The organism is Sphingopyxis sp., from assembly GCF_050916055.1.
Classification (GTDB): domain Bacteria; phylum Pseudomonadota; class Alphaproteobacteria; order Sphingomonadales; family Sphingomonadaceae; genus Sphingopyxis.
In genome coordinates, this window is the sequence record NZ_CP051527.1 from 1374044 (window position 1) to 1399695 (window position 25652).

The 25652-nt window shown below is 64.5% G+C and carries 21 protein-coding genes; 16 read left to right on the forward strand and 5 right to left on the reverse strand.

Annotated features, from left to right (window positions below; all coding sequences use genetic code 11):
• Window positions 1–56 precede the first annotated feature (56 nt).
• Complete coding sequence (locus tag HEQ22_RS06705; RefSeq protein WP_432770416.1) at window positions 57–1466, reverse strand: helix-turn-helix domain-containing protein; 1410 nt, start codon at window positions 1464–1466, stop codon at window positions 57–59.
• A 109-nt stretch (window positions 1467–1575) separates the two neighbouring features.
• On the opposite strand from HEQ22_RS06705, the gene HEQ22_RS06710 reads away from it, so the two are divergent.
• The 8 genes from HEQ22_RS06710 to HEQ22_RS06745 all read left to right on the forward strand — a co-directional run bounded on the left by HEQ22_RS06710 (window position 1576) and on the right by HEQ22_RS06745 (window position 10463).
• A complete protein-coding gene (locus HEQ22_RS06710; RefSeq protein WP_293700755.1) occupies window positions 1576–3108 on the forward strand; it encodes an acyl-CoA carboxylase subunit beta in 1533 nt (510 codons plus the stop codon).
• The gene (locus tag HEQ22_RS06715) at window positions 3089–3376 is read left to right on the forward strand and encodes a hypothetical protein (RefSeq protein ID WP_432770417.1); all 288 of its coding nucleotides are present in this window, start codon (window positions 3089–3091) and stop codon (window positions 3374–3376) included. The genes HEQ22_RS06710 and HEQ22_RS06715 overlap by 20 nt, the downstream gene beginning before the upstream one ends.
• A complete protein-coding gene (gene mce, locus HEQ22_RS06720; protein WP_432770418.1) occupies window positions 3373–3813 on the forward strand; it encodes a methylmalonyl-CoA epimerase in 441 nt (146 codons plus the stop codon). The genes HEQ22_RS06715 and mce overlap by 4 nt, the downstream gene beginning before the upstream one ends.
• A gap of 191 nt (window positions 3814–4004) precedes the next feature.
• A complete protein-coding gene (gene scpA / locus HEQ22_RS06725; RefSeq protein ID WP_432770419.1) occupies window positions 4005–6152 on the forward strand; it encodes a methylmalonyl-CoA mutase in 2148 nt (715 codons plus the stop codon).
• A 122-nt stretch (window positions 6153–6274) separates the two neighbouring features.
• The gene (gene bioB / locus HEQ22_RS06730; RefSeq protein ID WP_432770829.1) at window positions 6275–7291 is read left to right on the forward strand and encodes a biotin synthase BioB; all 1017 of its coding nucleotides are present in this window, start codon (window positions 6275–6277) and stop codon (window positions 7289–7291) included.
• A gap of 219 nt (window positions 7292–7510) precedes the next feature.
• The gene (locus tag HEQ22_RS06735; protein ID WP_432770420.1) at window positions 7511–9517 is read left to right on the forward strand and encodes a biotin carboxylase N-terminal domain-containing protein; all 2007 of its coding nucleotides are present in this window, start codon (window positions 7511–7513) and stop codon (window positions 9515–9517) included.
• Window positions 9518–9628: 111 nt separating this feature from the next.
• A complete protein-coding gene (locus HEQ22_RS06740) occupies window positions 9629–10000 on the forward strand; it encodes a tRNA-binding protein (protein WP_432770421.1) in 372 nt (123 codons plus the stop codon).
• A gap of 58 nt (window positions 10001–10058) precedes the next feature.
• Window positions 10059–10463, forward strand: coding sequence for an MAPEG family protein (locus tag HEQ22_RS06745; RefSeq protein ID WP_432770422.1), 405 nt, complete (start codon window positions 10059–10061; stop codon window positions 10461–10463).
• 146 nt (window positions 10464–10609) lie between these two features.
• Here HEQ22_RS06745 and HEQ22_RS06750 read toward each other — a convergent pair whose 3' ends face one another.
• Window positions 10610–11377, reverse strand: coding sequence for a cyclase family protein (locus HEQ22_RS06750; protein ID WP_432770423.1), 768 nt, complete (start codon window positions 11375–11377; stop codon window positions 10610–10612).
• 180 nt (window positions 11378–11557) lie between these two features.
• On the opposite strand from HEQ22_RS06750, the gene HEQ22_RS06755 reads away from it, so the two are divergent.
• Window positions 11558–13171, forward strand: a complete 1614-nt coding sequence (locus HEQ22_RS06755; protein WP_432770424.1) for an MFS transporter — start codon at window positions 11558–11560, stop codon at window positions 13169–13171.
• A 43-nt stretch (window positions 13172–13214) separates the two neighbouring features.
• The gene (gene alr, locus HEQ22_RS06760) at window positions 13215–14258 is read left to right on the forward strand and encodes an alanine racemase (protein ID WP_432770425.1); all 1044 of its coding nucleotides are present in this window, start codon (window positions 13215–13217) and stop codon (window positions 14256–14258) included.
• A gap of 403 nt (window positions 14259–14661) precedes the next feature.
• On the opposite strand, the gene HEQ22_RS06765 is transcribed toward alr, so the two are convergent.
• Window positions 14662–17730, reverse strand: a complete 3069-nt coding sequence (locus HEQ22_RS06765; RefSeq protein WP_432770426.1) for a TonB-dependent receptor domain-containing protein — start codon at window positions 17728–17730, stop codon at window positions 14662–14664.
• 595 nt (window positions 17731–18325) lie between these two features.
• Between HEQ22_RS06765 and phaR the strand changes: the two genes are divergently transcribed.
• The 5 genes from phaR to HEQ22_RS06790 all read left to right on the forward strand — a co-directional run bounded on the left by phaR (window position 18326) and on the right by HEQ22_RS06790 (window position 23766).
• The gene (phaR, locus tag HEQ22_RS06770) at window positions 18326–18865 is read left to right on the forward strand and encodes a polyhydroxyalkanoate synthesis repressor PhaR (protein WP_432770427.1); all 540 of its coding nucleotides are present in this window, start codon (window positions 18326–18328) and stop codon (window positions 18863–18865) included.
• A gap of 43 nt (window positions 18866–18908) precedes the next feature.
• Entirely contained in the window at window positions 18909–20435 is a 1527-nt protein-coding gene (gene proS / locus HEQ22_RS06775) for a proline--tRNA ligase (RefSeq protein WP_432770428.1), read from the forward strand.
• Window positions 20436–20497: 62 nt separating this feature from the next.
• Window positions 20498–20848, forward strand: coding sequence for a DUF6152 family protein (locus HEQ22_RS06780; RefSeq protein ID WP_432770429.1), 351 nt, complete (start codon window positions 20498–20500; stop codon window positions 20846–20848).
• A 10-nt stretch (window positions 20849–20858) separates the two neighbouring features.
• Window positions 20859–21344 (forward strand): hypothetical protein, encoded by a 486-nt coding sequence (locus tag HEQ22_RS06785; protein ID WP_432770430.1) that lies wholly within the window; start codon window positions 20859–20861, stop codon window positions 21342–21344.
• 64 nt (window positions 21345–21408) lie between these two features.
• On the forward strand, window positions 21409–23766 hold the full coding sequence (locus HEQ22_RS06790; RefSeq protein WP_432770431.1) for a ribonuclease R family protein: 2358 nt from the start codon (window positions 21409–21411) through the stop codon (window positions 23764–23766).
• 99 nt (window positions 23767–23865) lie between these two features.
• Here the strand turns inward: HEQ22_RS06790 and HEQ22_RS06795 are convergent, their stop codons facing one another.
• The gene (locus HEQ22_RS06795; protein ID WP_432770432.1) at window positions 23866–24660 is read right to left on the reverse strand and encodes a helix-turn-helix domain-containing protein; all 795 of its coding nucleotides are present in this window, start codon (window positions 24658–24660) and stop codon (window positions 23866–23868) included.
• A gap of 121 nt (window positions 24661–24781) precedes the next feature.
• On the opposite strand from HEQ22_RS06795, the gene HEQ22_RS06800 reads away from it, so the two are divergent.
• Window positions 24782–25174 (forward strand): hypothetical protein, encoded by a 393-nt coding sequence (locus HEQ22_RS06800; protein WP_432770433.1) that lies wholly within the window; start codon window positions 24782–24784, stop codon window positions 25172–25174.
• Here the strand turns inward: HEQ22_RS06800 and HEQ22_RS06805 are convergent.
• Entirely contained in the window at window positions 25171–25626 is a 456-nt protein-coding gene (locus tag HEQ22_RS06805) for a universal stress protein (RefSeq protein WP_432770434.1), read from the reverse strand. The genes HEQ22_RS06800 and HEQ22_RS06805 overlap by 4 nt on opposite strands.
• Window positions 25627–25652: the final 26 nt, after the last annotated feature.

Genomic DNA, 25652 nt, shown 5'->3' on the forward strand with positions numbered 1-25652 from the left:
TTCACGTGTCTCGACTTCGCCCGACACGAACGGTCTTTGGGGCGACCTTCGCGTCGTTACCCGATCCGGTACGGCACCACGTCGCGCCGATCTGGATCGACCAAAATCGGCCGGTCGCTCGGCGGAAAAGCGCGTTGATCGCAATCGTCGCGCGGGCAGATGCGGCACGAAAGGCCGATCCGCGTCGCGGCTTGCGGCGCGGTGACATCGACCCCGTCGGCATAGACAAAGTCCCCCGCATATTGCGCCTCGCACCCCAAGGCGACGGCGTAGCGGCGCGGGCTGCGCGCGTAGCTTCCCGACGGTTTCACCAGCCCCTTCGCCATCGACACATAGCGCAGGCCATCGGGGGTCTCGGCGAGCTGGAACAATATGCGGTCTGGGATCGCCGCGGCTTCATGGACGATCCACAGCGGGCAAGCACCACCGAAGCGCGCGAATTGCAGCCGCGTCGCGCTGTGCCGCTTGGTGATATTGCCCGCCATGTCGACCCGGCAGAAGAACATCGGAATGCCGCGCGCGCCGGGGCGCTGGAGGGTCGAGAGGCGATGGCAGGCCTGTTCGAAGCTGACCCCATAGTCCATCCGCAGGCGGTCGATATCGTGGCGCACCGCGCGGGCGCTGGCACGGAAGGGCGCATAGGGCATCAGCACCGCGCCCGCGGCGTAATTGGCGAGGCCGACGTGGAGGAGTTGTCGTGCGGCGGCGGTGCGCAGTGGCGACGCTTCGACGACCGCCGCGATCTCGCGCGCCAAGGCTAGCGCGGCGAGCTGGTGTGCGAGCTGGAAACGGCGGCTTTCGGCGGGCTGCGACGGGTCGATCACCAGATGGCGCATCGTCGCGTCGAAATCGCGCAGGCTTTGCGTTTGCGTATAGACGATCGAGATGCCCAGCGCGTCGCGCAGCCGCCGCTCGATGGTCTCGATCGCGGGGGAGGGGGATTTGCCGCGCAGCTGCCCCGCCAGCGTTTCGGCGGCGCGGTCGATGCTGTCGACATAATTGCCCGCATCGTGGAACCAGTCGCGCACTTCCTCCCACGGCAGGCGGCTGCCCTCGGCGGTGCCGCCGGTCAGCGCCTCGTCGATGATCTGGAGCCGTTGGCCCGCGCGGCGATAGGCGGCGTGGAGCGCGACGAACTGGTCGGCGAGTTGCGGCTGTTGCTGGGCGGCACGCTCGAGCTGTTCGGGGGGCAGGGGGGCGGCAGCGAACAGCGGGTCGGCGGCCGCCTCGCGCAACGCCCCGGCGCGGCGATCGCCGGCGTCGGCGGCGACTTCTTCCCATTCGAGCGGGAACAGCTTTTGCAGCCTGTCGAGCAGGGCGGGGGTCAGCGGGCGGTCGTCATGCTCGATCTGGCTGAGGTAGGAGGCCGAAATGCCGAGCCGCGCGGCGAAGTCCGACTGGCGGAGGTTGCGCGCTTCCCGAAGTTGGCGAAGTTGCCGCCCGGCGTAGAGTCGGTTTTGAACCATCGTTGGCAGCCTAGTTTGCAAACTATGACTTTGCAACTTTGCCAATTCGCATTTGCCTGGCGCTCCCTAACCGGGCAAACGACACTTTGAACTGCGCCGGGAGAGCCGAATGTCCGCCAATATCGCCGAAATGGAACGCCGCCGCGCCGCCGCTGCCTTGGGCGGCGGGCAGAAGCGCATCGATGCGCAGCACAGCAAGGGCAAGCTGACCGCGCGCGAGCGGCTCGATGTGCTGCTCGACGAGGGTTCGTTCGAAGAGCTCGACACCTATGTCGAGCATAATTGCACCGATTTTGGCATGCAGGACCAGATCATCCCTGGCGACGGCATCGTCACCGGATCGGGGACGATCAACGGCCGCCTCGTCTATGTCTTCAGCCAGGATTTCACCGTTTTCGGCGGATCGCTGTCCGAGCGCCACGCGCAGAAGATGATGAAGGTCATGGACAATGCGATGAAGGTCGGCGCGCCGATCATCGGGATCAACGACAGCGGCGGCGCGCGCATCCAGGAAGGCGTCGCCTCGCTGGGCGGCTATGCCGAGGTGTTCCAGCGCAATGTGCTGGCGTCGGGGGTGGTGCCGCAGATTTCGCTTATAATGGGCCCGTGCGCGGGCGGGGCGGTTTACTCGCCCGCGATGACCGACTTCATCTTCATGGTCAAAGACTCAAGCTATATGTTCGTCACCGGCCCCGACGTCGTGAAGACGGTGACCAACGAGGTGGTCACGCAGGAAGAGCTGGGCGGCGCGATCACCCACACGACCAAAAGCTCGGTCGCCGACATCGCGTTCGAGAATGACATCGAGGCGCTGCTCGCGACGCGCGATTTCTTCGATTACCTGCCCGAAAATAACCGCAGCGGGGTGCCGGTTCGCCCGACCAGCGACCCGTTCGACCGCGCCGAACCGAGCCTCGACACGCTGATCCCGCCCAACGCGAACCAGCCCTATGACATGCACGAGCTGATCCGAAAAACGGTCGACGAGGGTGATTTCTTTGAAGTGCAACCCGCGCATGCGGGCAACATCATCTGCGGCTTCGGGCGCATCGAGGGGCGGACGATCGGCATCGTCGCGAACCAGCCGTTGGTGCTGGCGGGGGTGCTCGACATCAACTCGTCGAAGAAGGCGGCGCGTTTCGTGCGCTTCTGCGACGCGTTCGAAATCCCGATTATCACCTTCGTTGACGTCCCCGGCTTTCTGCCCGGCACCGCGCAAGAGTTCAACGGCATCATCAAGCATGGCGCGAAGCTGCTGTTTGCTTATGCCGAGGCGACGGTGCCGAAGATCACGGTGATCACGCGCAAAGCCTATGGCGGCGCGTATGACGTGATGGCGTCAAAGCATCTGCGCGGCGATTTGAACTACGCGTGGCCGACCGCCGAGATCGCGGTGATGGGCGCCAAGGGCGCGGTCGAGATCATCTTTCGCAGCGACATCGGCGATCCGGAGAAAATCGCGCAGCGGACGAAGGAATATGAGGACCGCTTCGCCAACCCGTTCGTCGCCGCGTCGCGGGGGTATATCGACGAGGTTATTCACCCGCATAATACGCGCAAGCGGATCGCGTTGGGGTTGCGGAAATTGCGTAACAAGCAGTTGGAGAACCCGTGGAAGAAGCATGACAATATTCCGCTCTGAAATGATCGACGTCGATCAATTGAGTTATCAGTTCGTATCGGCCAACGATCCTGACATCATTGGGGTCGAGGTCAGGTTGGATAGCAATGTGCTATTCGACATTTCCATGAATCCCGCAGGTGAAACGAGCGTGCTTTTCGATTCTGATGGCTGGAAGGCGGAGTTCGATTTGAACGGTTTGCGCAGCGTGCTGGCGAAGTGTGAAGCCGAGCTCAGTGCCTGGCGTGAGGGGCTGATGAAACCCGGCGAAATTTGGAGTGCTCAATGAAACTAGGCCGCCTCAACCACATCGGCGTTGCGACGCCGTCGATCGCCGATAGCATCGTCTTTTACCGCGACGTGATGGGCGCGACGAAGATCCATGAACCTTTCGACCTGCCCGAGCAGGGGGTGAAGGTGTGTTTCGTCGATACGCCGGGCGCCGACGGCGCGCTGAACGGCACGCAGATCGAGTTGATCGAGCCGTTGCCGGGCAACACCTCGATCGCGGGATTTCTGGAGAAGAATCCGACGGGGGGACAGCATCATATGTGTTACGAGGTGCCCGATATTCATGCGGCCAAGGCGGCGTTCGAGGGGCTGGGCAAGCGGGTGCTGGGGAGCCCAAGGATCGGGGCGCATGGGACGTTGATTTTCTTCCTGCATCCCAAGGATATGGGCGGGGTGCTGACCGAGATTATGGAGACGCCGAAGGAGGCGCATTAATTGCTCCTCCCCCCTTGCGGGGAAGGAAAGTGGAGGTTGGGGACTTGTTCCCTACCGGAACTTGGAGAGGGGTTGGTTGGCGAGCCTGCGGCCCGCGACCTCTCTCCCAGCTACGACTAGGCGGCAAAGCCGCCAAGTCTTCGCATCCCTCTCCCGCAAGGGGAGAGGGGGTTTGGGATTAGAGACTGCATATGACCGACAAGCCAACCCTCGACCAATGGTCCGCCGCCGCCGACAAGGAAGTCAAAGGCAAAGACCTCACCTGGCACACGCCCGAGGGGATCGCCGTCAAGCCGCTCTACACGGCCGAGGACGTCACCACCGACCCCGGCCTGCCCGGTTTCGCGCCCTTCACCCGCGGCGTGCGCGCGTCGATGTATGCGGGCCGCCCATGGACGATCCGGCAATATGCAGGCTTTTCGACCGCCGAGGAATCGAACGCCTTTTATCGCCGCAACCTCGCCGCGGGGCAGAAAGGCCTGTCGGTCGCCTTCGACCTTGCGACGCACCGCGGGTATGACAGCGACCATCCCCGCGTCACCGGCGATGTCGGCAAGGCGGGGGTCGCGATCGACAGCGTCGAGGATATGAAGATCCTGTTCGACGGCATTCCCCTCGACCAGATGTCGGTCAGCATGACGATGAACGGCGCAGTGATCCCGATCCTCGCTTTCTTCATCGTCGCGGGCGAGGAGCAGGGGGTCGATCGCAAGCTGCTCGACGGGACCATCCAGAACGACATTCTGAAGGAGTTCATGGTCCGCAACACGTACATCTATCCGCCCGAACCGAGCATGCGGATCATCAGCGACATCTTTGGCTACACGTCGCGCGAGATGCCAAAATTCAACAGCATCTCGATCTCCGGCTATCATATGCAGGAAGCCGGCGCGACACAGGTGCAGGAGCTGGCCTTCACCATCGCCGACGGCATGGAATATGTGAAATATGGCGTCGCGTCGGGGCTCGACATCGACAAATTCGCCGGGCGGCTGAGCTTTTTTTTCGCGATCGGCATGAATTTCTTCATGGAAATCGCCAAGCTGCGCGCGGCGCGCGTGTTGTGGCACCGCGCGATGACAACGCTTGGCGCGCAGGACGAGCGGTCGAAGATGCTGCGCACGCATTGCCAGACGTCGGGGGTGTCACTGACCGAGCAGGACCCGTACAACAATGTGATGCGCACGACGATCGAGGCGATGGCGGCAATGCTCGGCGGCACCCAGTCGCTGCACACCAACGCGCTCGACGAAGCGATCGCACTGCCGACCGATTTCTCCGCCCGCATCGCGCGCAACACCCAGATCGTCATCCAGGAAGAAACGGGGATGACCAAGGTCGTCGATCCGCTGGGTGGTTCTTACTATGTCGAGGCGTTGACGCAGGAGCTGGTCGACAAGGCGCAGGAGATCATCGACCGCGTCCAGGCCGAAGGCGGCATGGCGAAGGCGGTCGCGGCGGGCTGGCCCAAGGCGATGATCGAGACCGCGGCGGCGGCGCGGCAGGCGCGCGTCGACCGCGGCGACGATGTCATCGTGGGCGTGAACAAATATCGTCTGAAGGACGAGGATCTGCTTGAAACGCTCGACATCGATAACGCCAAGGTGCGCGAGGGGCAGATTGCGAGGATCAAAAAGACCAAGGCCGAGCGCGACGAGGCGGCGTGCCAGGCGGCGCTGACCGCGCTGCGCGATGGCGCGGCCAAGCCATCGAGCATCGAGAACAACCTGCTCGCGCTGGCGGTGGAAGCCGCGCGGGCGCGCGCGACGCTGGGCGAGATTTCGTCGGCGATGGAAGAAAGTTTCGACCGTTATGGCACCCAGCCGACGCCGGTGAAGGGGGTCTATGCCGCGCCCTATGAAGGTGACGCGCGCTGGGCGCAGGTGGTGGACGGCGTCGAGGCGGTGACGCGGCGGTTGGGTCGTCGGCCCAAGCTGCTGGTCGCCAAGATGGGGCAGGACGGACACGACCGCGGCGCCAACGTCATCGCGTCGGCGTTCGGCGACATGGGGTTCGACATCGTGTCGGGACCGCTGTTCCAGACCCCCGACGAGACGGTGGTGCTGGCGCTCGACAGCGGGGTCGACGTCGTCGGCGCATCGAGTCTGGCGGCGGGGCACAAGACACTTATCCCCGAACTTATCCACAAGCTGCGCGAAGCGGGCCGCACCGACATCAAGGTAATCGCGGGCGGGGTGATCCCGCCGCAGGATTATGATTTCCTGCGCGATGCCGGGGTGCAGGGGATTTATGGGCCGGGATCGAATGTTGTGGAATGCGCGGCCGATGTGCTGCGCTTGCTGGGGCATAATATGCCGCCGATTGGAGAAGCTGCGTGAGTAATGAAATTCAGTCCCCCTCCCGCTTGCGGGAGGGGTTAGGGGTGGGCGCGAGCGAAGCGAGCTCCAGCGCCCGAAATGCCCACCCCGCTGCGACTAGCGAACTGCGTTCGCAAGTCTCGCTGCCCCTCCCGCAGGCGGGAGGGGAGTCGCGTATCGACTGGACCCGCGAAGAAATCGCCGCCCTCTTCGACCTGCCGTTCGACGAACTGATGTGGGAGGCGCAAAGCGTCCACCGCCGCCACCACGCGCGCGGCGAGATCCAGCTGTGCACCCTGCTCAGCATCAAGACCGGCGGCTGCGTTGAGGATTGCGGCTATTGCTCGCAGTCGAAGCACGCTGACAGCGGCCTGAAAGCCACCAAGCTGATGGACGTCCGCGCGGTGCTGCAAGCCGCGGCGCAGGCAAAAGATTCCGGCTCGCAGCGTTTCTGCATGGGCGCCGCCTGGCGCAACCCCAAGGACCGCGACATGCCCGCGATTGTCGAGATGGTCGAAGGCGTGCGCGCGATGGGCATGGAAACCTGCATGACGCTGGGGATGCTGAGCAAGGAGCAGGCGCAGACGCTCGCGGTTGCGGGGCTCGATTATTACAACCACAATATCGACACCTCGCCGGAAAATTACGGCAATGTCATTACGACGCGCACCTTTCAGGAGCGGCTCGACACGCTCGAGGAAGTGCGCAGCGCCGGGATCAACGTCTGTTCGGGCGGCATCGTCGGCATGGGCGAAACGCGCGCCGACCGCGTCGGCTTTATTCACGCGCTCGCGACCTTGCCCGAACATCCGGGCAGCGTGCCGATCAACGCGCTGGTGCCGGTGAAGGGCACGGTGCTCGGCGACATGCTGGCCGACACCCCGCTCGCCAAGATCGACGACATTGAATTTGTCCGCACCGTCGCGGTGGCGCGCATCACCATGCCGCTGAGCATGGTGCGGTTAAGCGCGGGGCGCGAGAGCATGTCGGAGGCGACGCAGGCGCTCTGCTTCATGGCGGGGGCGAACAGCATCTTCACCGGCGACAAGCTGCTAACGACCGCGAATGCTGGGGATAGCAAGGATGCGGCGCTGCTCGCGAAGCTGGGGCTGAGGCCGATGGAGGGCGAGGAGCCGATGCGGATGGCGGCGGCTGAGTGAAGGGTTAGCGGCCCGTTATCGTGACGTTGTTGATTGTCGCGCTTTTGTACTGGCTGATGTTCGCATCGGGCATGTTCATGCACGGCGATCCGATAAAATGATTGCCCTCCCGCTTGCGGGAGGGGTTAGGGGAGGGCTTGTTCCCTCCGAGCAAGTTTCGATTTCCCTTGCGGACAGGCCCTCCCCCGGCTCTTCCCGCAGGCGGGAGGGGAGAATGAAGTGTTCAAAAAAATCCTGATCGCCAACCGCGGTGAAATCGCCTGCCGTGTCATCAAGACCGCGCGCCGCATGGGCATCGCGACCGTCGCCGTCTATTCGGACGCCGACGCACGCGCGCCCTTCGTCCAGATGGCCGACGAGGCGGTGCATATCGGGCCGTCGCCCGCGTCCGAATCCTATCTGATCGCCGACAAGATCATCGCCGCGTGCAAGGCGACCGGCGCCGAGGCGGTGCATCCGGGCTATGGCTTCCTGTCCGAACGCACCAGCTTTGCCGAGGCCCTCGCCAAGGAAAATATCGCCTTCATCGGCCCGCCGGTGAACGCGATCGCCGCGATGGGCGACAAGATCGAGTCGAAGAAGCTCGCACTGGAAGCCGGCGTCAACGTCGTCCCCGGCTTCGTCGGCGAGATCGACGATACCGAACATGCGGTGCGGATTTCGAACGAGATCGGCTATCCGGTGATGATGAAGGCGTCGGCGGGCGGCGGCGGCAAGGGGATGCGGCTGGCCTATGACGAAAAGGACGTCCGCGAAGGGTTCGAGGCGACCAAGCGCGAGGGGCTGAACAGCTTTGGGGACGACCGGGTGTTTATCGAGAAGTTTATCCTCAACCCGCGCCATATCGAGATCCAGATCCTCGGCGATCAGCACGGCAATATACTGTATCTGAACGAGCGTGAATGTTCGATCCAGCGCCGCCATCAGAAGGTCGTCGAGGAAGCGCCGTCGCCGTTTGTCACGCCCAAAATGCGTCAGGCGATGGGCGAACAGTGCGTCGCACTGGCGCGTGCGGTCGGCTATTACAGCGCGGGCACGGTCGAACTGATCGTCTCGGGCGCCGATCCGACGGGCGAAAGCTTTTACTTCCTCGAAATGAACACGCGGCTGCAGGTCGAGCATCCGGTGACCGAGGCGATCACCGGCATCGACCTGGTCGAACAGATGATCCGCGTCGCCGCGGGCGAGAAGCTCGAAATGACGCAGGACGACGTCACAATCGACGGCTGGGCGATCGAGAACCGCGTCTATGCCGAAGACCCGTATCGCGGGTTTTTGCCGTCGACCGGACGGCTCGTGCGCTATCGCACCCCCGTTCCGGCGTGGGACGGTGACGAGCGCGGCGTAGATGGCGTGCGCGTCGATGCGGGAGTCGAGGAGGGCGGGGAAGTATCGATTTTCTACGACCCGATGATCGCCAAGCTGGTGACGTGGGCGCCGACGCGCGACGAAGCCGCCGATTTGCAGATCGCGGCGCTCGACCGTTTCGAGATCGAGGGGCTCGGCCATAATATCGATTTCGTCTCGGCGATCATGCAGCACCCGCGCTTCCGTTCGGGCGAGCTGACGACCGGCTTCATCGCCGAGGAATATCCCGAGGGGTTCCACGGCGCCCCGACCGATGCCGACGTCACCCGCGCGCTCGCTGCGATCGCGGGCTTCATGGCGTCTGCCGAGGCCGACCGCGCGCGGCGCACCGACGGCCAGCTCGGCGACCGGCTTGAGCCGCCCGCGAAATGGCAGGTGACGGTGGGCGGCAGCGACCACAAGGTCAAGGTCGGTGAGAAGCATCTCAAGGTCGATGGCGACCGCATCGACATCGCGCTCGAATATACGCCGGGCGACCGGTTGGTGATCGCGGAGATCGATGATCGCGAACTGGCAGTGAAGGTTGCGAAAACCCGCGCCGGCTGGCGGATGACGACGCGCGGGCATATCCACAATGTGCGCGTGCTGCCGTGGCACGTCGCGCCGCTGACCCGCCACATGATCGAAAAGATTCCGCCCGACCTGTCGAAATATCTGATCTGCCCGATGCCGGGGCTGCTCGTCGCGCTGCACGTCGGCGAGGGTGACAAGGTCGAGGCCGGCCAGCCGCTGGCGACGGTCGAGGCGATGAAGATGGAAAATATCCTGCGCGCCGAAAAGACGGGGACGGTGAAGACCGTCAACGCCGCGCAGGGCGACAGCCTGGCGGTCGATGCGGTGATTTTGGAGATGGAGTAGCCATCTGTGCTCCTGCCAAGGCAGGAGCCCATCTCCGGCCAGCGCTATCTGGAGCCGACCGGAGATGGGTCCCTGCCTTCGCAGGAACACGGTCGGAACGGAGTGTGATGGATGCACGTCAATCACGACCACAACGCGGTGGCGTCAGACACCATCACCTTCGACGATTTCCTGAAGGTCGATGTCCGCATCGGCACCATCGTCGCGGCCGAACCCTTCCCCGAGGCCCGCAAGCTCGCGTATAAGCTGGTCATCGACTTCGGCGCCGCGATCGGCATGAAAAAGAGCAGCGCCCAGATCGTCGATCGTTATGCGCTGGACGACCTGCCGGGGCGGCAAGTCGCCGCGGTGGTGAACTTCCCGCCGCGCCAGATCGGCAAGTTCATGTCGGAGGTGCTGACGCTCGGTTTCGCCGACGAGGCCGGCGCCGTGATCCTGTTCGCGCCGGACCATGTCGTGCCGAACGGGTCGCGGCTGTTCTGACGTCTCGCCATGCGCGCGCGTTCGGTCTAGGATCGTCGCGAACAGGGGGAGAGACACAATGACATTACCGGTAACCGCCTTCGTCGCCGCGGTCTGCGCGCTGCTGCTGCTCGCCACCGCGATCGATACCGTGCGCCAGCGGCTGCGCGTCCGCGCGGCGTTCGGCGATCATGGCGACGCGAAACTGATCAGCGCCAGCCGCAGCCACGGCAATCTCGCCGAATATGCACCGATCACAATCATCCTGCTAGGCCTGCTCGAAACCGCGCGCGCCAACCATATGGGGCTGATGATCGTCGGCGCGGTCTTCCTGATCGGCCGCGTCGCGCATATCGCGGGGCTTTACGCACCGATCAACGACAAGCCGCCGGTGCCGCGCCAGATCGGGGTCGTCGCGACCTTCGGCACCTTGCTGGTGCTGGGGGCGTGGACCTTGTGGATGCTGGCGACGGTGAATTTGTAGCGGGCGCAATCCGCTCATCACTCGTGCGCTATCCGATGTAGCCGTACCTCAAGTTCCGTTCGTGTCGAGCGAAGTCGAGACACATTGGCGCGACCGTGTCTCGACTTCGCTCGACACGAACGGCAAGGGACGGTCGTCTTGCTCCGTTAATCCACCAACGCCACTGCCCTAATCCACCCCGCGCTGGCACGTTCGATCTTCACGGGGAAGCAGCTCAGCGTCCAGCCGGTGGGCGGCAGCGCGGCGAGGTTGGTGAGTTTTTCGATCTGGTAATAGGGCCGGATGCGCCCTGCCTTGTGCCCTTCCCAGATGATCCTGGGGTCGCGCGTCTCGGCCCAGCGCCGCGCGGTATGGCTGAACGGCGCGTCCCAGCTCCACGCGTCGGTGCCGACCACCTGCACCCCGCGTTCCGTCAGGTACAGCGTCGCCTCTTCGCCCATGCCGCAGCCCTGATCGGTGAAATTGTCGGTGCCATACACCGCGCCCGACTGGACGAGCACGATGTCGAACGGCTGCAGCGCGTGCCCGATTCGCGCGAGCTCGGCCTCGACTTCGGCGCCGGTGACGACATGCCCCGCGGGCTTGCCCGAAAAGTCGAGCTTCACTCCGGGGCGGAAGAACAGGTCGAGCGGTGCCTCGTCGATGCTCGGCGCCGGCGTCGCCCCGCTGTCGGTGGTCGAATGGAAATGCCACGGCGCATCCATATGGGTGCCATTGTGGGTGCTGAGCGTCAGACTCTCGACCGCCCAGCCTTCGCCATCGGGCAGGTCGTCCTGCGTCAGCCCGGGGAAGAACATCGCAATCTGCTGCCACGTATTGTCGTGGGTCATATAGGTGATCTGCGGGCGCATCACCGGCGGATCGGATACGACGTCGTTGGTGATCGGAATCGAGAGGTCGATGAACTGGGTCATGGCGCGAAGCTGCCCCTACGCGCCCGCTTGTGCAAGGCCGAACAGCGGCTATGACGGGAGGCAGAAAACAAGCCGTTCGCCCTGCGCTTGTCGAAGGGCTGTCCTGTCTTTGCGACGTCCGAAGGAAGCGCAGTCCTTCGACAAGCTCAGGACGAACGGACTTGGGGGAGCGACCGATTTATGAGCGACGCTGTGCCATACACGCCGACCAAAAAAGACATCCGCATGGTCATCGCCGCGTCGTCGGCGGGGACGATCTTCGAATGGTATGATTTCTTCATCTACGGCACGCTCGCGGCGATCATCGGCAAGGCCTTTTTCCCCAGCGACAATGCGACGCTCGAAACCCTGCTCGTGTGGGCGGGATTCGCGGTCGGCTTCGGCTTTCGGCCGCTCGGCGCGGTGCTGTTCGGATATCTCGGCGACCGGCTGGGGCGCAAATATACTTTCCTCGTCACCGTCACGCTGATGGGCGTCGCTACCGCGGGCGTCGGCCTGATCCCTGCGGCGGCGACGATCGGCATCGTCGCGCCGATCATCGTCATCCTGCTGCGCATCCTGCAGGGGCTGGCGCTCGGCGGTGAATATGGCGGCGCCGCCGTCTATGTCGCCGAACATTCGCCGCCCGAAAAGCGCGGCTTTTATACCAGTTTCATCCAAGCGAGCGTCGTCGGCGGATTCGTGCTCAGCCTGATCGTCGTGCTCGGTTGCAAGGCGCTGATGTCCGACGCGGTGTGGGAAAGCTGGGGTTGGCGCGTGCCGTTCCTGCTCTCGATCATCCTGCTCGCCATTTCGCTGTGGATGCGCCTCAAACTGTCCGAAAGCCCCGTGTTCCAGGCGATGAAGGCAAAGGGCGAGATCGTCAAGAATCCGGTCAAGGAAGCCTTCACCTATCCCGGCAACCCGCGCCGTATCTTCATCGCGCTGTTCGGCATCGCCGCGGGGCTCACCGTGATCTGGTACACCGCGATGTTCTCGGGCCTCGCATTCCTGAAAGGCCCGATGAAGGTCGAGGATACCGCGGCCGAGATCATGGTCGGGGTGGCCGCCGCGGTCGGCATGGGATTTTTCCTGTGGGCCGGACACATCTCCGACCGCGTCGGGCGCAAGAAGCCAATCGTATGGGGCTATGCGGTCACGCTGGTGATGCTGTTCCCGCTGTTCTGGCTGATGGGCAGCGTCGGTAACCCCGGGCTCACCAACGCCGCCGAACGCGCGCCGGTGGTCGTCACCGGATCGCAGTGCAGCTTCGATCCCTTCGCCTCGCAGCAAGCTACCGTCTGCGGTCGCACCCTCGGCGAACTGACCAAGCTTGGCGTCCCCTACTCCGTCGTTGCCAGCGGCGGCGCGTTCGACAGCGTCGCGGTGACGATCGGCGGACGCGAGGTCGCGGGTGAGGATCCCGCGATCCTGAAACCTGCGCTCGAGGCGATGGGCTATGATTTCGAAAAGCAGATCCCCGGTCCGCTCGGCATCGCGGTGATTCTGCTGGCGCTGCTCGGATTGAGCGCCCTGTCGGGCTTTACCTATGGTCCGGTCGCGGCGCTGCTCGCCGAAATGTTCCCGCCGCACGTGCGCTATTCGTCGCTGTCGATCCCCTATCATATCGGCACCGGCTATTTCGGCGGCTTCCTGCCGCTGATCGCCAGCTTCATCATCGCCAAGACCGGCGATGCCTATGCCGGGCTGTGGTACACCTGGGGGGTCGTGCTCGTCGCCTTCCTCGTGGCGGCCTTCATGCTCAAGGATCCGGTCGAGGGGCAGTGGGACCGGGCATCCGCACCGCCGGTCTGAACCCCCATTGGCGCTGCCGCCGAACGCGGGTAGGGGCGGGACGATGATCGACATTGCCTCTTCGCTCCGCCTGCGGCTCGACCGCGCAGCGCTCGTCGCCAACTGGCGCTGGCTTGCCGCGCAGAGCGGCGCGGCGTGTGGCGCGGCGATCAAGGCCGACGGTTACGGCCTCGGCGCCCGCGCCGTGATGCGTCACCTTGCCGATGCCGGATGCCGCGATTTCTTCGTCGCCACCTGGGCCGAGGCGGCGGCGCTTATGCCGCCGCCCGCCGGGGTGTCGCTGTCGGTGCTCCACGGCGTCGGCGAGGCCGACATGATCGCGGCGCGCAGCCTGCCGGCACGCCCGGTGCTGAACAGCATCGATCAGGTGGCGCGCTGGCGTGCCGCGGGCGAGGGGCAGCCGTGCGACGTCATGGTCGACACCGGCATGAATCGCCTCGGCCTGACCACCGAAGAGGCCGTCAGTGGCGCGCTGGCCGGCTTGGCGATCGAGACGCTGATGAGCCATCTCGCCTCCGCCGACGAAGAGAGTGCACAAAATGCGCGCCAGCTCGCAGCCTTCGGCGCGCTGCGCGACGCGATCCCGGCGCGGCGTTACAGTCTGGCGAACAGCGCCGGCATTTGCCTTGGCACCGACTACGCCTTCGACCTGACGCGTCCCGGACTCGCGCTCTACGGCGGGACGCCGCGCGGCGAAGCGGCGGGGCATATCCGGCAGGTCGTTTGTCCCGAGGCGCTCGTGCTTCAGGTGCGCGACGTGCGCGTCGGCGAAACTGTGGGTTATGGCGCCACCTGGACAGCGCAGGTGGACACCCGCGTCGCGATAGCGAACCTCGGCTACGCCGACGGTTATCTGCGCTGCCACGGCGGGACGGGCGGGGCGACGTGGCAAGGCGCGGCGCTACCGCTGATCGGCCGCGTGTCGATGGACCTCACTGCCTTCGACGCCAGCGATGCAGACGCGATCGGCGAGGGCGACTGGCTTGCCCTCGATTACCACCTGCCCGACGTCGCGGCGCATAGCGGATTGTCACAATATGAATTGCTGACCGGCCTCGGCCCTCGCTTCGAGCGCATCTGGAACTGACGGATAACGACCGTTTGCGGACCCAAGGGGCGAAGGGAGCGTACTAGCCGATACGAAGCGCCTTGGGGCCGGCGGCGGCGAAGATTATTTCACACAAAGGCGGCACAAAGATGTCGTGCTGACCGCGAAGCGGTGTCATTCCTTGAGCGTTGCGCAGCGGCGCGGCGATGAGGAGGAGGCGGCCTTGCGGCCGCAAACCTGCATCTTCGTGCCTTTGTGCCTTTGTGTGAAACAAAAAATCCCGGCCCATCGGCCCTGAATGAAGCTCGCTGTCCGAACCGATACTTGCCTCAGCCTACGGCCACTTCCCACCCCAAATCTGCCATCGGCCTTACGACCCCAACGAAAAAGGCCGCCTTCCCGAAGGAAGGCGGCCCCTTTTCGTGAACCGTTCCGGCTGGGCTTACCAGCTGGCGCGGATACCGGCGTAGAAATAACGGCCGAACGTGTCGTACGGATCGCCGGCGGCGGTCCCGAGCAGGCCGAGCGGCGGCTGCTTGTCGAACACATTGTCCATACCGACGTAGAAGTTGAACTTCTTGTCGACTTCCAGGTTGGCGCGGAAGCCATGGTAGAAGGCATCCGGATAATAGACCCGATCGAACGCGTCGATGTTCGTCGGGGGCAGCACGATAATTGCACCGGGGGTGCAGGTCGCGCCGCTGATCGGGACGGTCCCCGAAGCAGGGCACGCACCGTTGTACGAGTTCTGCGTTTCGTATGCCCCGATCGTCTGTTTGCCGATGTAACGCGTCGTCCAGCTGATATCGAGCTCGCCGAAGTCGTAGTTGATGCTCGCATTGGCGGCCCAGCGCGGGTCGCCCAGTTCGCTCATCTGACGATTCGGGATCGCGGCATTCAGCGGATCCGTGAAGTTGTCGAGACGCAGCAGATGCGTCGCGATGGCACGGAAGTTCAGGCGGTGGCCGTTGTCGAACGTCCGGCGATACTGGACGTCGAAGTCGATGCCTTCGGTCTTCTGGGCCGCGAAGTTCACGCCGCCCGAGATCACCGCCGGCTCGATGAAGAAGCCGTTGGCATCACGCTGGACGGTGGCGCAGAACACGTTGTCGATGCCGGCGTCGCTGTCATAGCAGAGGTTGATGATCTGCTGTGCACCGAGCGCCGAGATCAGGCTTTCGACCTTGATCTTGTAGTAATCGACCGTGAAGTTGAAGCCCGGCAGGAAGCTGGGTTCGACCACGACGCCAAGCGTCAGGCTCTTGCCGATTTCGTTCTGCAGCGTCGGGTTGCCGCCCGACAGGAAGCCCGTCGTCTGCGAGTTGGCGGGGGTGTTGATGAACCCGACAGGGACGCCTGCGGCTGCGCAGTTGGCAACGCGGTTCGGGCCGTTGTTGATGCGGGCAACGTCGCACGGATCGAGGATCTGCGCGAAGTTTTCGCTGAACGGCGAGAACAGATCGCTCTGCGTCGGCGTACGAACCGAGCGCGCATAAGCAGCGCGGAAGCGGACGTCGGGGATCGGTGCATAGAGCGCCTGCAGGTTGTACGCCCAGACGGTGCCGGCCGACGTGTTATAGTCGGACACGCGCGCCGCTGCGCCCAGCGTCAGTTCCTCGGCCAGCGGCATGTTCGCCAGCAGCGGAATGCTGATTTCGCCGAACGCTTCCTTGACCGAAAGCTTGGGCGGCGTGAACGGCGCGATGGCGTTCAGGAAGGTGCCGCCGCTCTCGACGAGATCGTCATAGAAGGAAAACGCCTTTTCTTCGCGATATTCGGCACCAAGAGCGAAGCCGATCGGACCGCCGGGCAGTTCGAACAGCTGCGACAGGTCGCCTGCGACGCTGGCCAACGCGACGAACTGTTCGGCACGCTCTTCGCGGGTCGAGGTCGTGTTGATGAAGTTCAGCGCTTCGGCGCTCGGCGCACCATTGCCGAACACGTTGATCGGTACGCAGTCCGGGCGATCATTCGACGGATCGGCATCGGCATTGACGCGGCAGACGATCTGGCCAGCGGTGTTGCGAACCGGGTCAATGGCCAGCAGGAAGCCGTCGAGGTTACCCTCGGTATCGTAAAGCTTCAGGTTGTTCAGCGACCGCATCTTGGTGTCGAGGCGACCATAGTTGAGCGACAGTTCGTAGTTCCAGTCGTCGTTGAACGTGCCTTCGACGCCGCCCACGACGCGATAGGTTTCGCGCGTGTGATATTCGCCGCGACCGCCGAAATCTGGGTTGAAGCGCGACATGGTGAAGGTGCCGGTCGCGACGTTGGTGCACAGACCGAAGCTCTGCATCGTGGCCAGCGCCTGGCTCGTCAGGAACGGGTTGTTACAACGCAGTTCGGGGATCGCGTCGAACTGTTCCTGGGTGTTCGCGAAGAAGCCCTTCAGCGAACCCTGCCAGAAGCTCGGCTGGCCTTCCTGGACCGCATTCACCCGGACATATTTTGCTTCGATGAACGGGCGGAAGGCGTCGCTGACGTCATAATGGGCCAGCAGGTTGACGGCATAGCGCTTCAGGCCGGCAGCGAGCTGACCGGTGTTGCGCAGGGTCGAACCCTGACCGCCCTGCTGGTTGCCCGTCGAACCGATGTCCGAGAACGAGTCGTCGGGCGTGTCGATGAACAGGTCGCCCGAGGGGCCGAAGCGCAGGTAGCGACGACGCGCCGCTGCCACACCGTCGATCGCACCGAGCGTGCCGCCGTCGCTGAGCGTGGCGTTGTTGATCCCGCACAGAAAGGTGCTGTCGGGAATGCCGTCACCGGCCTGGAGCTCGTCGGTGGTGCGATCGGTCTGCTGATACTGACAGCGGCCCGAATAGGCGCCGGTCAGACCATCGCGATCGGTGAAGTACAGCGGTTCGGATTCGGCATATTCGCCCGAGATCGCGATGTTGCCGCGGCCGTCGGCAAAATTCTTGCCCCAGGTGCCGCTGACGAATACGTTGCCGCGGTCGCCGCGCGACGAGATGCCGCCCTGCGCGCGCAGGCTAAGCCCATCGAAATTGCGCTTGGTGATGAAGTTGACGACGCCGGCCACGGCGTCCGAGCCGTAGATCGCCGAGTTACCGCCGGTGACCACGTCGACGCGCTCGAGCAGGTCGACCGGAATGGTGTTGACGTCGACCAGATAATCGCCGGGCAGCGCGGTGACGTGGCGCTTGCCGTTGACCAGCACCAGCGTACGCGAAATGCCGAGGCCGCGAAGATCGAGGATGTTCAGGCCGGCGGTGCCGATGAAGCGGGTCGAGTTGCCCTGGCTGAAGGTCGAGCGCAGCGACGGCAGGTCGTTCAGCGCGTCGCCGAGCGAAACGTCGCCGGTGTCGGTCAGTTCGCCGACGCTGACCGAGGTCAGCGGAACCGACGACTCAAGGGTGGGGCGCGAAATGCGCGAGCCGGTGACGACGATGGCGCGGTCGGTATTCTCGTCCGAATCGCAGACGCCATTTTCATTGGCATCGACGCAGTCGGCGGCGGCGTCCTGGGCAAGGACAGGCTGGCTCGCGGACATAGCTACTGCAAACGCAGCAGCACCCAAAAGCAGGTGCGACTTATTCATGGATGACTCCCCGGTTGCCCGCTCGAAACTGAAGGATTGAACGGATTGGCGCTTAAAAAGCGCGAAAACGAACATCGCACAAGCCCTTGATGGCGTTTTCCTGACAGTTGGCGGTGATGGATGTGACACTGTGCCATTTTCGCCACAGTTGTCGTTGGCTCCGGCGCCAGCCGCTAGATAATATGCTTGTGCAACCGCGACACGAACAACGTGAACTGGCCATAAATCTGTTCCGGAATATCAAGTCGGTCGTATCGTGCGTAACTATATTGCTTTAGCGGCTTGGTAGCGGGTTGCGCCATCTCGACATGCAGTCATGCAGCCCGCGCTGGCTTTCGCGCGCTTCATCCCACGATTGAACGGCCTTTGCCGTCGCGGAAGAAGTTGGACGCCGCCCAATTTCTCTCGAATCGGCAAGCGCTTGGGCCGCGCTTCCGGCGCGCATGTTGCGACGCATCATAATTTGGTGCTATTGCTTTTCGGGTCCCGAGGTCGGGGCGTCGCAGCGTCGCCTTTGCCGACGGAATTTAAGGGAGCGCGGATCAAGATGGCGAAGTCCAGGACGACGGCGGACGACGGCGTCGTCACGATCAAGAAATATGCCAACCGCCGCCTCTATGACACCGAGCGCAGCTGCTATATCACGCTCGAGGATCTCGGCACGATGGTGCGCGACGGCCGCGAATTCCGCGTCGTCGACGCCAAGAGCGGCGACGACATTACCCATAATGTGCTGACCCAGATCATCATGGACGAGGAAACCCGCGGCGAAACGCTGCTGCCGGTCAATTTCCTGCGCCACCTGATCGGCATGTATGGCGACAAGATGCAGTCGATGGTGCCGCAATATCTCGAAGCGTCGATGACTGCGTTCCGCAAGAACCAGCAGGACGTCCGCGCCGCGTTCGACGGGGTGCTCGGATCGAACCCGCTCGCCGAGTTGACCCGCCGCAATATGGAGATGTTCCAGCAGGCGGCGGGCGCCTTCATCCCCGGTGCGGGCGGCAGCAAGGCCAAGGACGCCGAAATCGCCGCGCTCAAGGCCGAAGTGGCCGAGCTCAAGGCCGAACTCGCGAAAAAGAAATAAGCCGGGCGCTCCTCCGCCCCAGCGACAGAAATACGGAAACCTCATGGTCAAACATGCGCTCAGCGTAACCCGGCAGGCCGACTTCGCGGCCTGGTATCAGGATGTCATTGCCGAAGCCGACCTCGCTGAGGAATCCGGGGTGCGCGGCTGCATGGTGATCAAGCCGTGGGGCTATGGCATCTGGGAGCGCATCCAGACGGTGATGGACGCCGCGATCAAAGACGCCGGCGTCCAGAACTGCTATTTCCCGTTGTTCATTCCCTTGAGCTTCTTTGAGAAAGAAGCCGACCATGTCGATGGTTTCGCGAAGGAAATGGCGGTCGTCACCCACCACCGCCTGATCCAGGACGGCAAGGGAAAGCTGATCCCCGATCCCGAGGCAAAGCTGGAAGAACCGCTGATCGTCCGCCCGACCTCGGAAACCGTGATCGGCGCCGCGATGAGCCGCTGGGTGCAAAGCTGGCGCGACCTGCCGCTGAAGGTCAACCAGTGGGCGAATGTCGTGCGCTGGGAGATGCGCACGCGCATGTTCCTGCGCACCAGCGAATTTCTTTGGCAGGAAGGCCATACCGCGCACGCCGACAAGGCCGACGCGATGACCGAGACGCTGCGCGCGCTCGAAATGTACCGCGCCTTTGCCGAGGATGTGCTCGCGATGCCGGTCGTCGCGGGTGAAAAGCCCGAGAATGAGCGCTTCCCGGGAGCCGTCGCGACCTATTCGATCGAGGCGATGATGCAGGACGGCAAGGCCTTGCAGGCCGGGACGTCGCACTATCTTGGTACCGGCTTCGCCGAGGCGGCGGGCATCCGCTATCAGGACAAGGACGGCGGCCACAGCCTGTGTCACACGACCAGCTGGGGTACCTCGACCCGCATGATCGGCGGGGTCATCATGACACATGGCGACGACGACGGCCTGCGCTGTCCGCCGCGCATCGCGCCGCACCAGATCGTCATCGTGCCAATGCTGCGCGACAACGATGAAGATGCGGCGATCCTGGACTATTGCCGCGGCATCGAAACCGAACTGAAGACGCTCGATGCGTTTCGCGAGCCGCTGCGCGTCCATCTCGACGCCGGGGCGAACAAGGCGCAGACCAAGCGCTGGGGCTGGGTCAAGAAGGGCGCGCCGATCATCCTCGAAATCGGTCCGCGCGATGTTGCGGGCGGCAATGTCGCGGTGATCCGCCGCGACCGGCTGTACAAGGACGATGGCAAGCTCAATTCGGCGTTCATCGCGAAGGGCGATTTTGTCGCCGACGCGGTCGCGACGCTCGAAGACATCCAGTCGAACCTCCACGCCGAAGCGAAGCAGCGCCTCGATGCCAACATCCGCCGCGACGTCACCGACCTGGCCGCGCATTTCAAGGGCGACGAAAAATTTGTTGGCTGGGTCGAAGTGCAATGGGCGCGCCCCAGCGGCGCGGCGCTCGACAAGATCGTCGAGCAGCTGAAAGCGCTCAAACTGACGATGCGCAATACCCCGCTGGACGCCGCACCGGCTGACGGCAGTTGCTTCTTCACCGGCGGTCCCGCGGTCGAACGCGTGCTCATCGGTCGGACTTACTGATCGGGTTGCGCTTGTAGCGCCGCATCAGTAGCCTTCGCCCGAGGGGCAGAAGGAGACTGAACATGCGTTTTCCCATGCTGATCGCAGCGGCGGCCCTGGCCGGCATTGCGGTGCCCGTCGCTGCCCACCATGGCTGGTCGTCGTATGACGAGAGCAAGCCAGTCACATTGAACGGATCATTTGCGGAATTGTCGTGGGGCAACCCCCACGGCGCCGCCAAGATGCGCTGGAAGGGCAAGCTGTGGGACGTGATCCTGGCGCCGACCAGCCGGATGGAAGCGCGCGGTCTGTCGCGCGCCGAGGTCGAGCCGGGCAAGCGGCTTCGCCTGACCGGCTATGTCCGGCGCGATGGCACCCCCGAAATGCGGGTCGAGCGCGTGATGATCGGCGAGAAAACGGTCGAACTACGCTGAATCAGGCGGCGTGGAACCGCTGCTGACCGCCGCCGCGACCTGGCTCGATGCCGTTGGCATCGGGCCGTGGGCGCGCGGGTCGGCGATGGTCTATCCGGTCGCCAACACGCTCCACCTGCTCGGGCTGGTGATGCTGGTCGGCGGGATCGGAGTTGTCGATCTGCGCGTCGTCGGCCTGTGGCGGGCGCTGCCGACAGCGGAATTATCTCGCGCCCTGACCCCGGTAGCGATTACCGGATTACTGATGATGGTCGCGAGCGGCACCATCCTGTTCGCCGCTGACGGCGAGGCCTTGGCGTCGTCCGATCTCTTTGCGCGCAAGCTGGTCGTGATCGGGCTGGCGTTGGTCAATGCTGCGGCTTTTCAGTGGTTGTGGCGCAAACGGGTTGCCGATTGGACCGACCAGGCGCCCACTGGAGCGCGGGCGATGGCGGCACTGTCGCTGGGCTTGTGGCTGACCGCCGGGACGCTCGGCCGCTGGATCCCCTATAGCTGACCCATTTGCGCGCTCTACGTTGATTGCTTGGTAAACTCCGCCCGCACGCCTATAGCTTTTGGGAATGAAAAACCGTCCGAATAGCGCACCCGGTCTGCCCAGCAGCCAGCAGATCATCGATTTCATCACGGCGTCGGACGAACCCGTCGGCAAGCGTGAGATTGCGAAACATTTCGCGCTGCACGGCAATGAGAAGGTCGCGCTGAAGGCGCTGCTCAAGGACATGACCGACGAGGGGCTGGTCGAGCTTGCCCCCGGCCGCGCCTTTCACAAGCATGGCGGGCTGCCGCGCGTCACCGTGCTGCGCGTCGCGGCGATCGATGGTGGCACGGTGTGGGCCGTCCCCGAACATTGGGAAGCCGCCGGGCCGGCGCCGCGGCTGCGCGTGATGGAACAAGGACGCAAACGGGCGCTCGGCATGGGCGACCGCATCTTGGCGCGGACCGAGGAACGCGGCGGCGGCCATGTCGCGCACCCGATGAAAAAGCTGCAAGCCGGCGGCGAGACGGTGATCGGCGTGCTCGTCGAGGATATGGGACCGGGCGGAAAGCCGATCCTGTGGCTGCGCCCCGCCGACAAGCGCGCGCGCTATGACTTCGCGGTCGCCGACAAGGGCGACGCCAGCGTCGGTGACCTCGTGCGCGCCGAACTGACCGGGCGCGGGCCGGCGATCAAGGCCAAGGTGATCGACCGCATCGGCGATCCCTTCGCGCCCAAATCGCTCAGCATGATCGCGATCGCGCGCCATGAAATTCCGCACGTCTTCGCCGCCGAAACCATTGCCGAGGCCGAGGTTGCGGCAAAACTGCCGCTGACCCCCGCCGGCCGCGAGGATCTGCGCGGGCTGCCGATCGTCGCGATCGACCCGATCGACGCGCGCGATCATGACGACGCTGTGTGGGCCGAACCCGATCTCGACGGGCCAAACAAGGGCGGTTTCCGCGCCATCGTCGCGATCGCCGACGTCAGCTATTATGTCCGCCCCGACGGCGCGCTCGACCGCGAGGCGCGGCGGCGCGGCAACAGCGTCTATTTTCCCGACCAGGTTGTCCCGATGCTGCCCGAAACGCTGTCGGCGGGGGTCTGCTCGCTGAAAGCCGGGCAGGACCGCGCTGCAATGGCGTGCCATCTCGTCATCGACAAGCATGGCAAGGTGACGTCATGGCGCTTCACGCGCGCGCTCGTCCGGCTTCGCGCCAACATCGCCTATGAGCATGCGCAGGCGGCCTATGATAAATCCACGTCGCCCCAGCGAAAGCTGGGGCCGCAGGAGGCGGGTCAGGACGTCAGCGATCCCAGCTTGCGCTGGGATGACGATATAATCCCAGCCCTCAAAAACCTCTGGGCCTGCTGGGCGCTGCTCGCCAAGGCGCGCGCGGCGCGTGCACCGCTCGACCTCGACCTACCCGAGCGCCAGGTGATCCTCGACGAGGCCGGGGGGATCGCCGAAATCCGCGTCCGCGACCGGCTCGATTCGATGCGGCTGATCGAGGATTATATGATCGCCGCGAACGTCGCGGCGGCGAAGGCGCTTGAGGCGAAGAAATCGCCGGTGATGTACCGCATCCACGAACCCCCGAGCCGCGAAAAGCTGGTCAGCCTGAAGGATTATCTCGAAACCTTCGAACAGAGCTTCGCGCTCGGGCAGGTCATCACCCCCGCGGTGTTCAACCGGCTGATCGACGGCTTTTCCGAAGACGACCGGCTGCCCGAAATCATGCAGGCGATCCTGCGCAGCCAGACGCAGGCCTATTACGGACCCGCCAACGCTGGCCATTTCGGCCTCGCACTCGGCAGCTACGCGCATTTCACCTCGCCGATCCGCCGCTATGCCGATCTGATCGTCCATCGCGCGCTGGTCGATAGCTACAAGCTCGAAGTCCCCGGCAAGCCCAAGGAACTGCCCGAACGCACCGGGCTGGGCGAAGCCGACGCCAAGGGATTGTCGCGCATCGGCGAGGCGATCAGCGCGCTCGAACGCCGCGCGATGGAGGCGGAGCGCGAAACCGTCGATCGCTATGTCGCGGCCTATCTGGCCAGCAAGACCGGCGAGATCGTCCAGGCGCGGATCACCGGGGTCCAGCCCTTCGGCTTTTTCGCCACCGTCGACGGGCTGGGCGGCGACGGGCTGGTGCCGGTCTCGACATTGGGAAGCGAGCGCTTTTTCTATGACGAAGCGGCGCGCAGTCTTGACAGCGAGCATGGCCGGGTAAGCTTCACCACCGGCCAGCGGCTCGACCTGCGGCTGATCGACGCCAATCCGATCAGCGGCGCGCTGCGCTTCGAACTCCCCGACGCCCCTGAAGGCGGCTACCGCAACCGCCCGCCGCGCCGCGACGGCACGAAGGACAAGGCGGGCAAGCACGCGGTCGGCAAGCGCGGCCGGCCGGCGAACATCAAACACAAAGGCCGGCGGCGTTGACGGACTCAGCCCTCCCCTTCAGGGGAGGGCAGCGAGACTTGCGAACTTGTTCGTTAGTCGCAGCACCCCAACCCCTCCCCTGAAGGGGAGGGGCTTAGCCTACTTTCCCGCCAGCTTCTGCAACAACGCCGCGCTCTCCGCATCGGCCGGAAAAAAGGCCTCGATGGCCAGTTCCGACAGCGTGATATCTACCGGCGTGCCGAAAATCGTCACCGTCGACAGAAAAGCGATTCGCCCTGCATCGGTATTCAGGATCAGCGGGACCGCAATGCTGCTGGCGTGGCTGCCGCGACGCTCGGCGCTGTGATCGGCGTCCCCCGCCGCATAGCCCGCCAGTTCCTCGCGCAGCGCCATCAATCCGGCATCGGCGCTGGCGGCAATCTGGACGTCCATCCGCTCCAATATATGCGCGCGCCATTCGCCATGGTTGACGATCTGCGGTGCCAGTCCTTCGGGGTGAAGCGCGATGCGCAGCACATTGACCGGCGGGACGAGGAGCGCGGGGGACACCTGCGCGATCAGAATCGCAATCGCGTCGTTCGCGGCGATCATGTTCCAGTGGCGGTCGACCGCGAGCGCCGGATAGGGCTCATGACCTTTCAGAACATGGTCGACGATCGCGCGCACTCCGGCCATTTCGGGGCTATCGAGCGGGCGTTCCTGATAATCGGGCGCATAACCCGCCGCGAGCAGCAGCGCGTTGCGCGCGCGGTGCGGGACTTCGAGCCGGTCGGCGATGCGCTGCAACATCCCCGCACTCGGCTTCGACCGTCCGGTTTCGATGAAGCTCAGGTGCCGGGTCGAAATCTCGGTGTCGAGCGCCAGGTCCATCTGGCTCATCCGGCGGCGGGTGCGCCATTCGCGCAGCTGCTCGCCCAGTGGTGCGACTTGCATGATCGTCTCCTTCGCCGCCGCAGCTATACCTCGGCTTTCTGCTTATCCATTACCTCTGGCGTAATCGACTGGGCGCATCGCGTCGCGCAAATGGGGAGGGCCAACCGAAAGGAGAACCACCATGTCCCTGTTCAACCTCAAGAATACGCTGATCATCGACGCGATCACCTGCATCGCATTGTTCGTCCTCTGTGTGTTTGCGACGGCGACGGTCGCTGCGCTTCTCGGCCTCCGCGCTGGGGTGGTGACCGTGGCCGGCTGGATCGGCCTGCCGTCGGCGCTGCTGATGCTGTTCGTCGCGCGCCAGCCGGACCCCAGCAAGGGACTCGCGAACCTGATCGCGGTCGGCAACCTCGGCTGGGTCGCCGCCAGCTTTGCGGTGCTCGCGGTTTTCGCGGGCCAGATGACCACGCTCGGCATCGTCGTCGTGGTCGTGCAGGCGATCGGCGTCCTCGTCTTCGCCATCTACGAAGCGAAGGGCGCCGCCGCGCTGCCGCGCCCGGTCGCAGCCTAACTCAGCGCATCGAGCCGGGCGAGGTCGATTCCGCCCGGCACGATCATCACCGGACAGGGCAGGGTCCCGGCGTCCGGTCCGGTGAAATGCGCGACCAGCGGCCCCGGTGCGCCCGTGGCAGCGGTTGCCAGCACCAGCGCCGCAATCTCGTCGTTGGCGCCGATCACATCGCGCACCACCTCGGCGGGCTTGCCCGACTTGACCATGATCTGCGGCGTCACATTGGCTTCCTGCGCGACCGCGTCTGCCGCCGCCGCCACCAGCGCCTCGGCATGTTCGCGCGCCTCAGCCTCGATCGTCGCCTGCACCCCGCCGAACGCGACGAAATCCTGCGGCGCGACGATCGCCAGCACCATCACTCCGCCGCCCGTCCGCGCCGCGCGCCGCGCCGCGAAGCGCAGCGCCAGCGTCGCTTCGGGACTGTCGTCGATCACCACCAGATATGTCCGCATCGCCCCGACCCCCCTTGTGCTTTTGT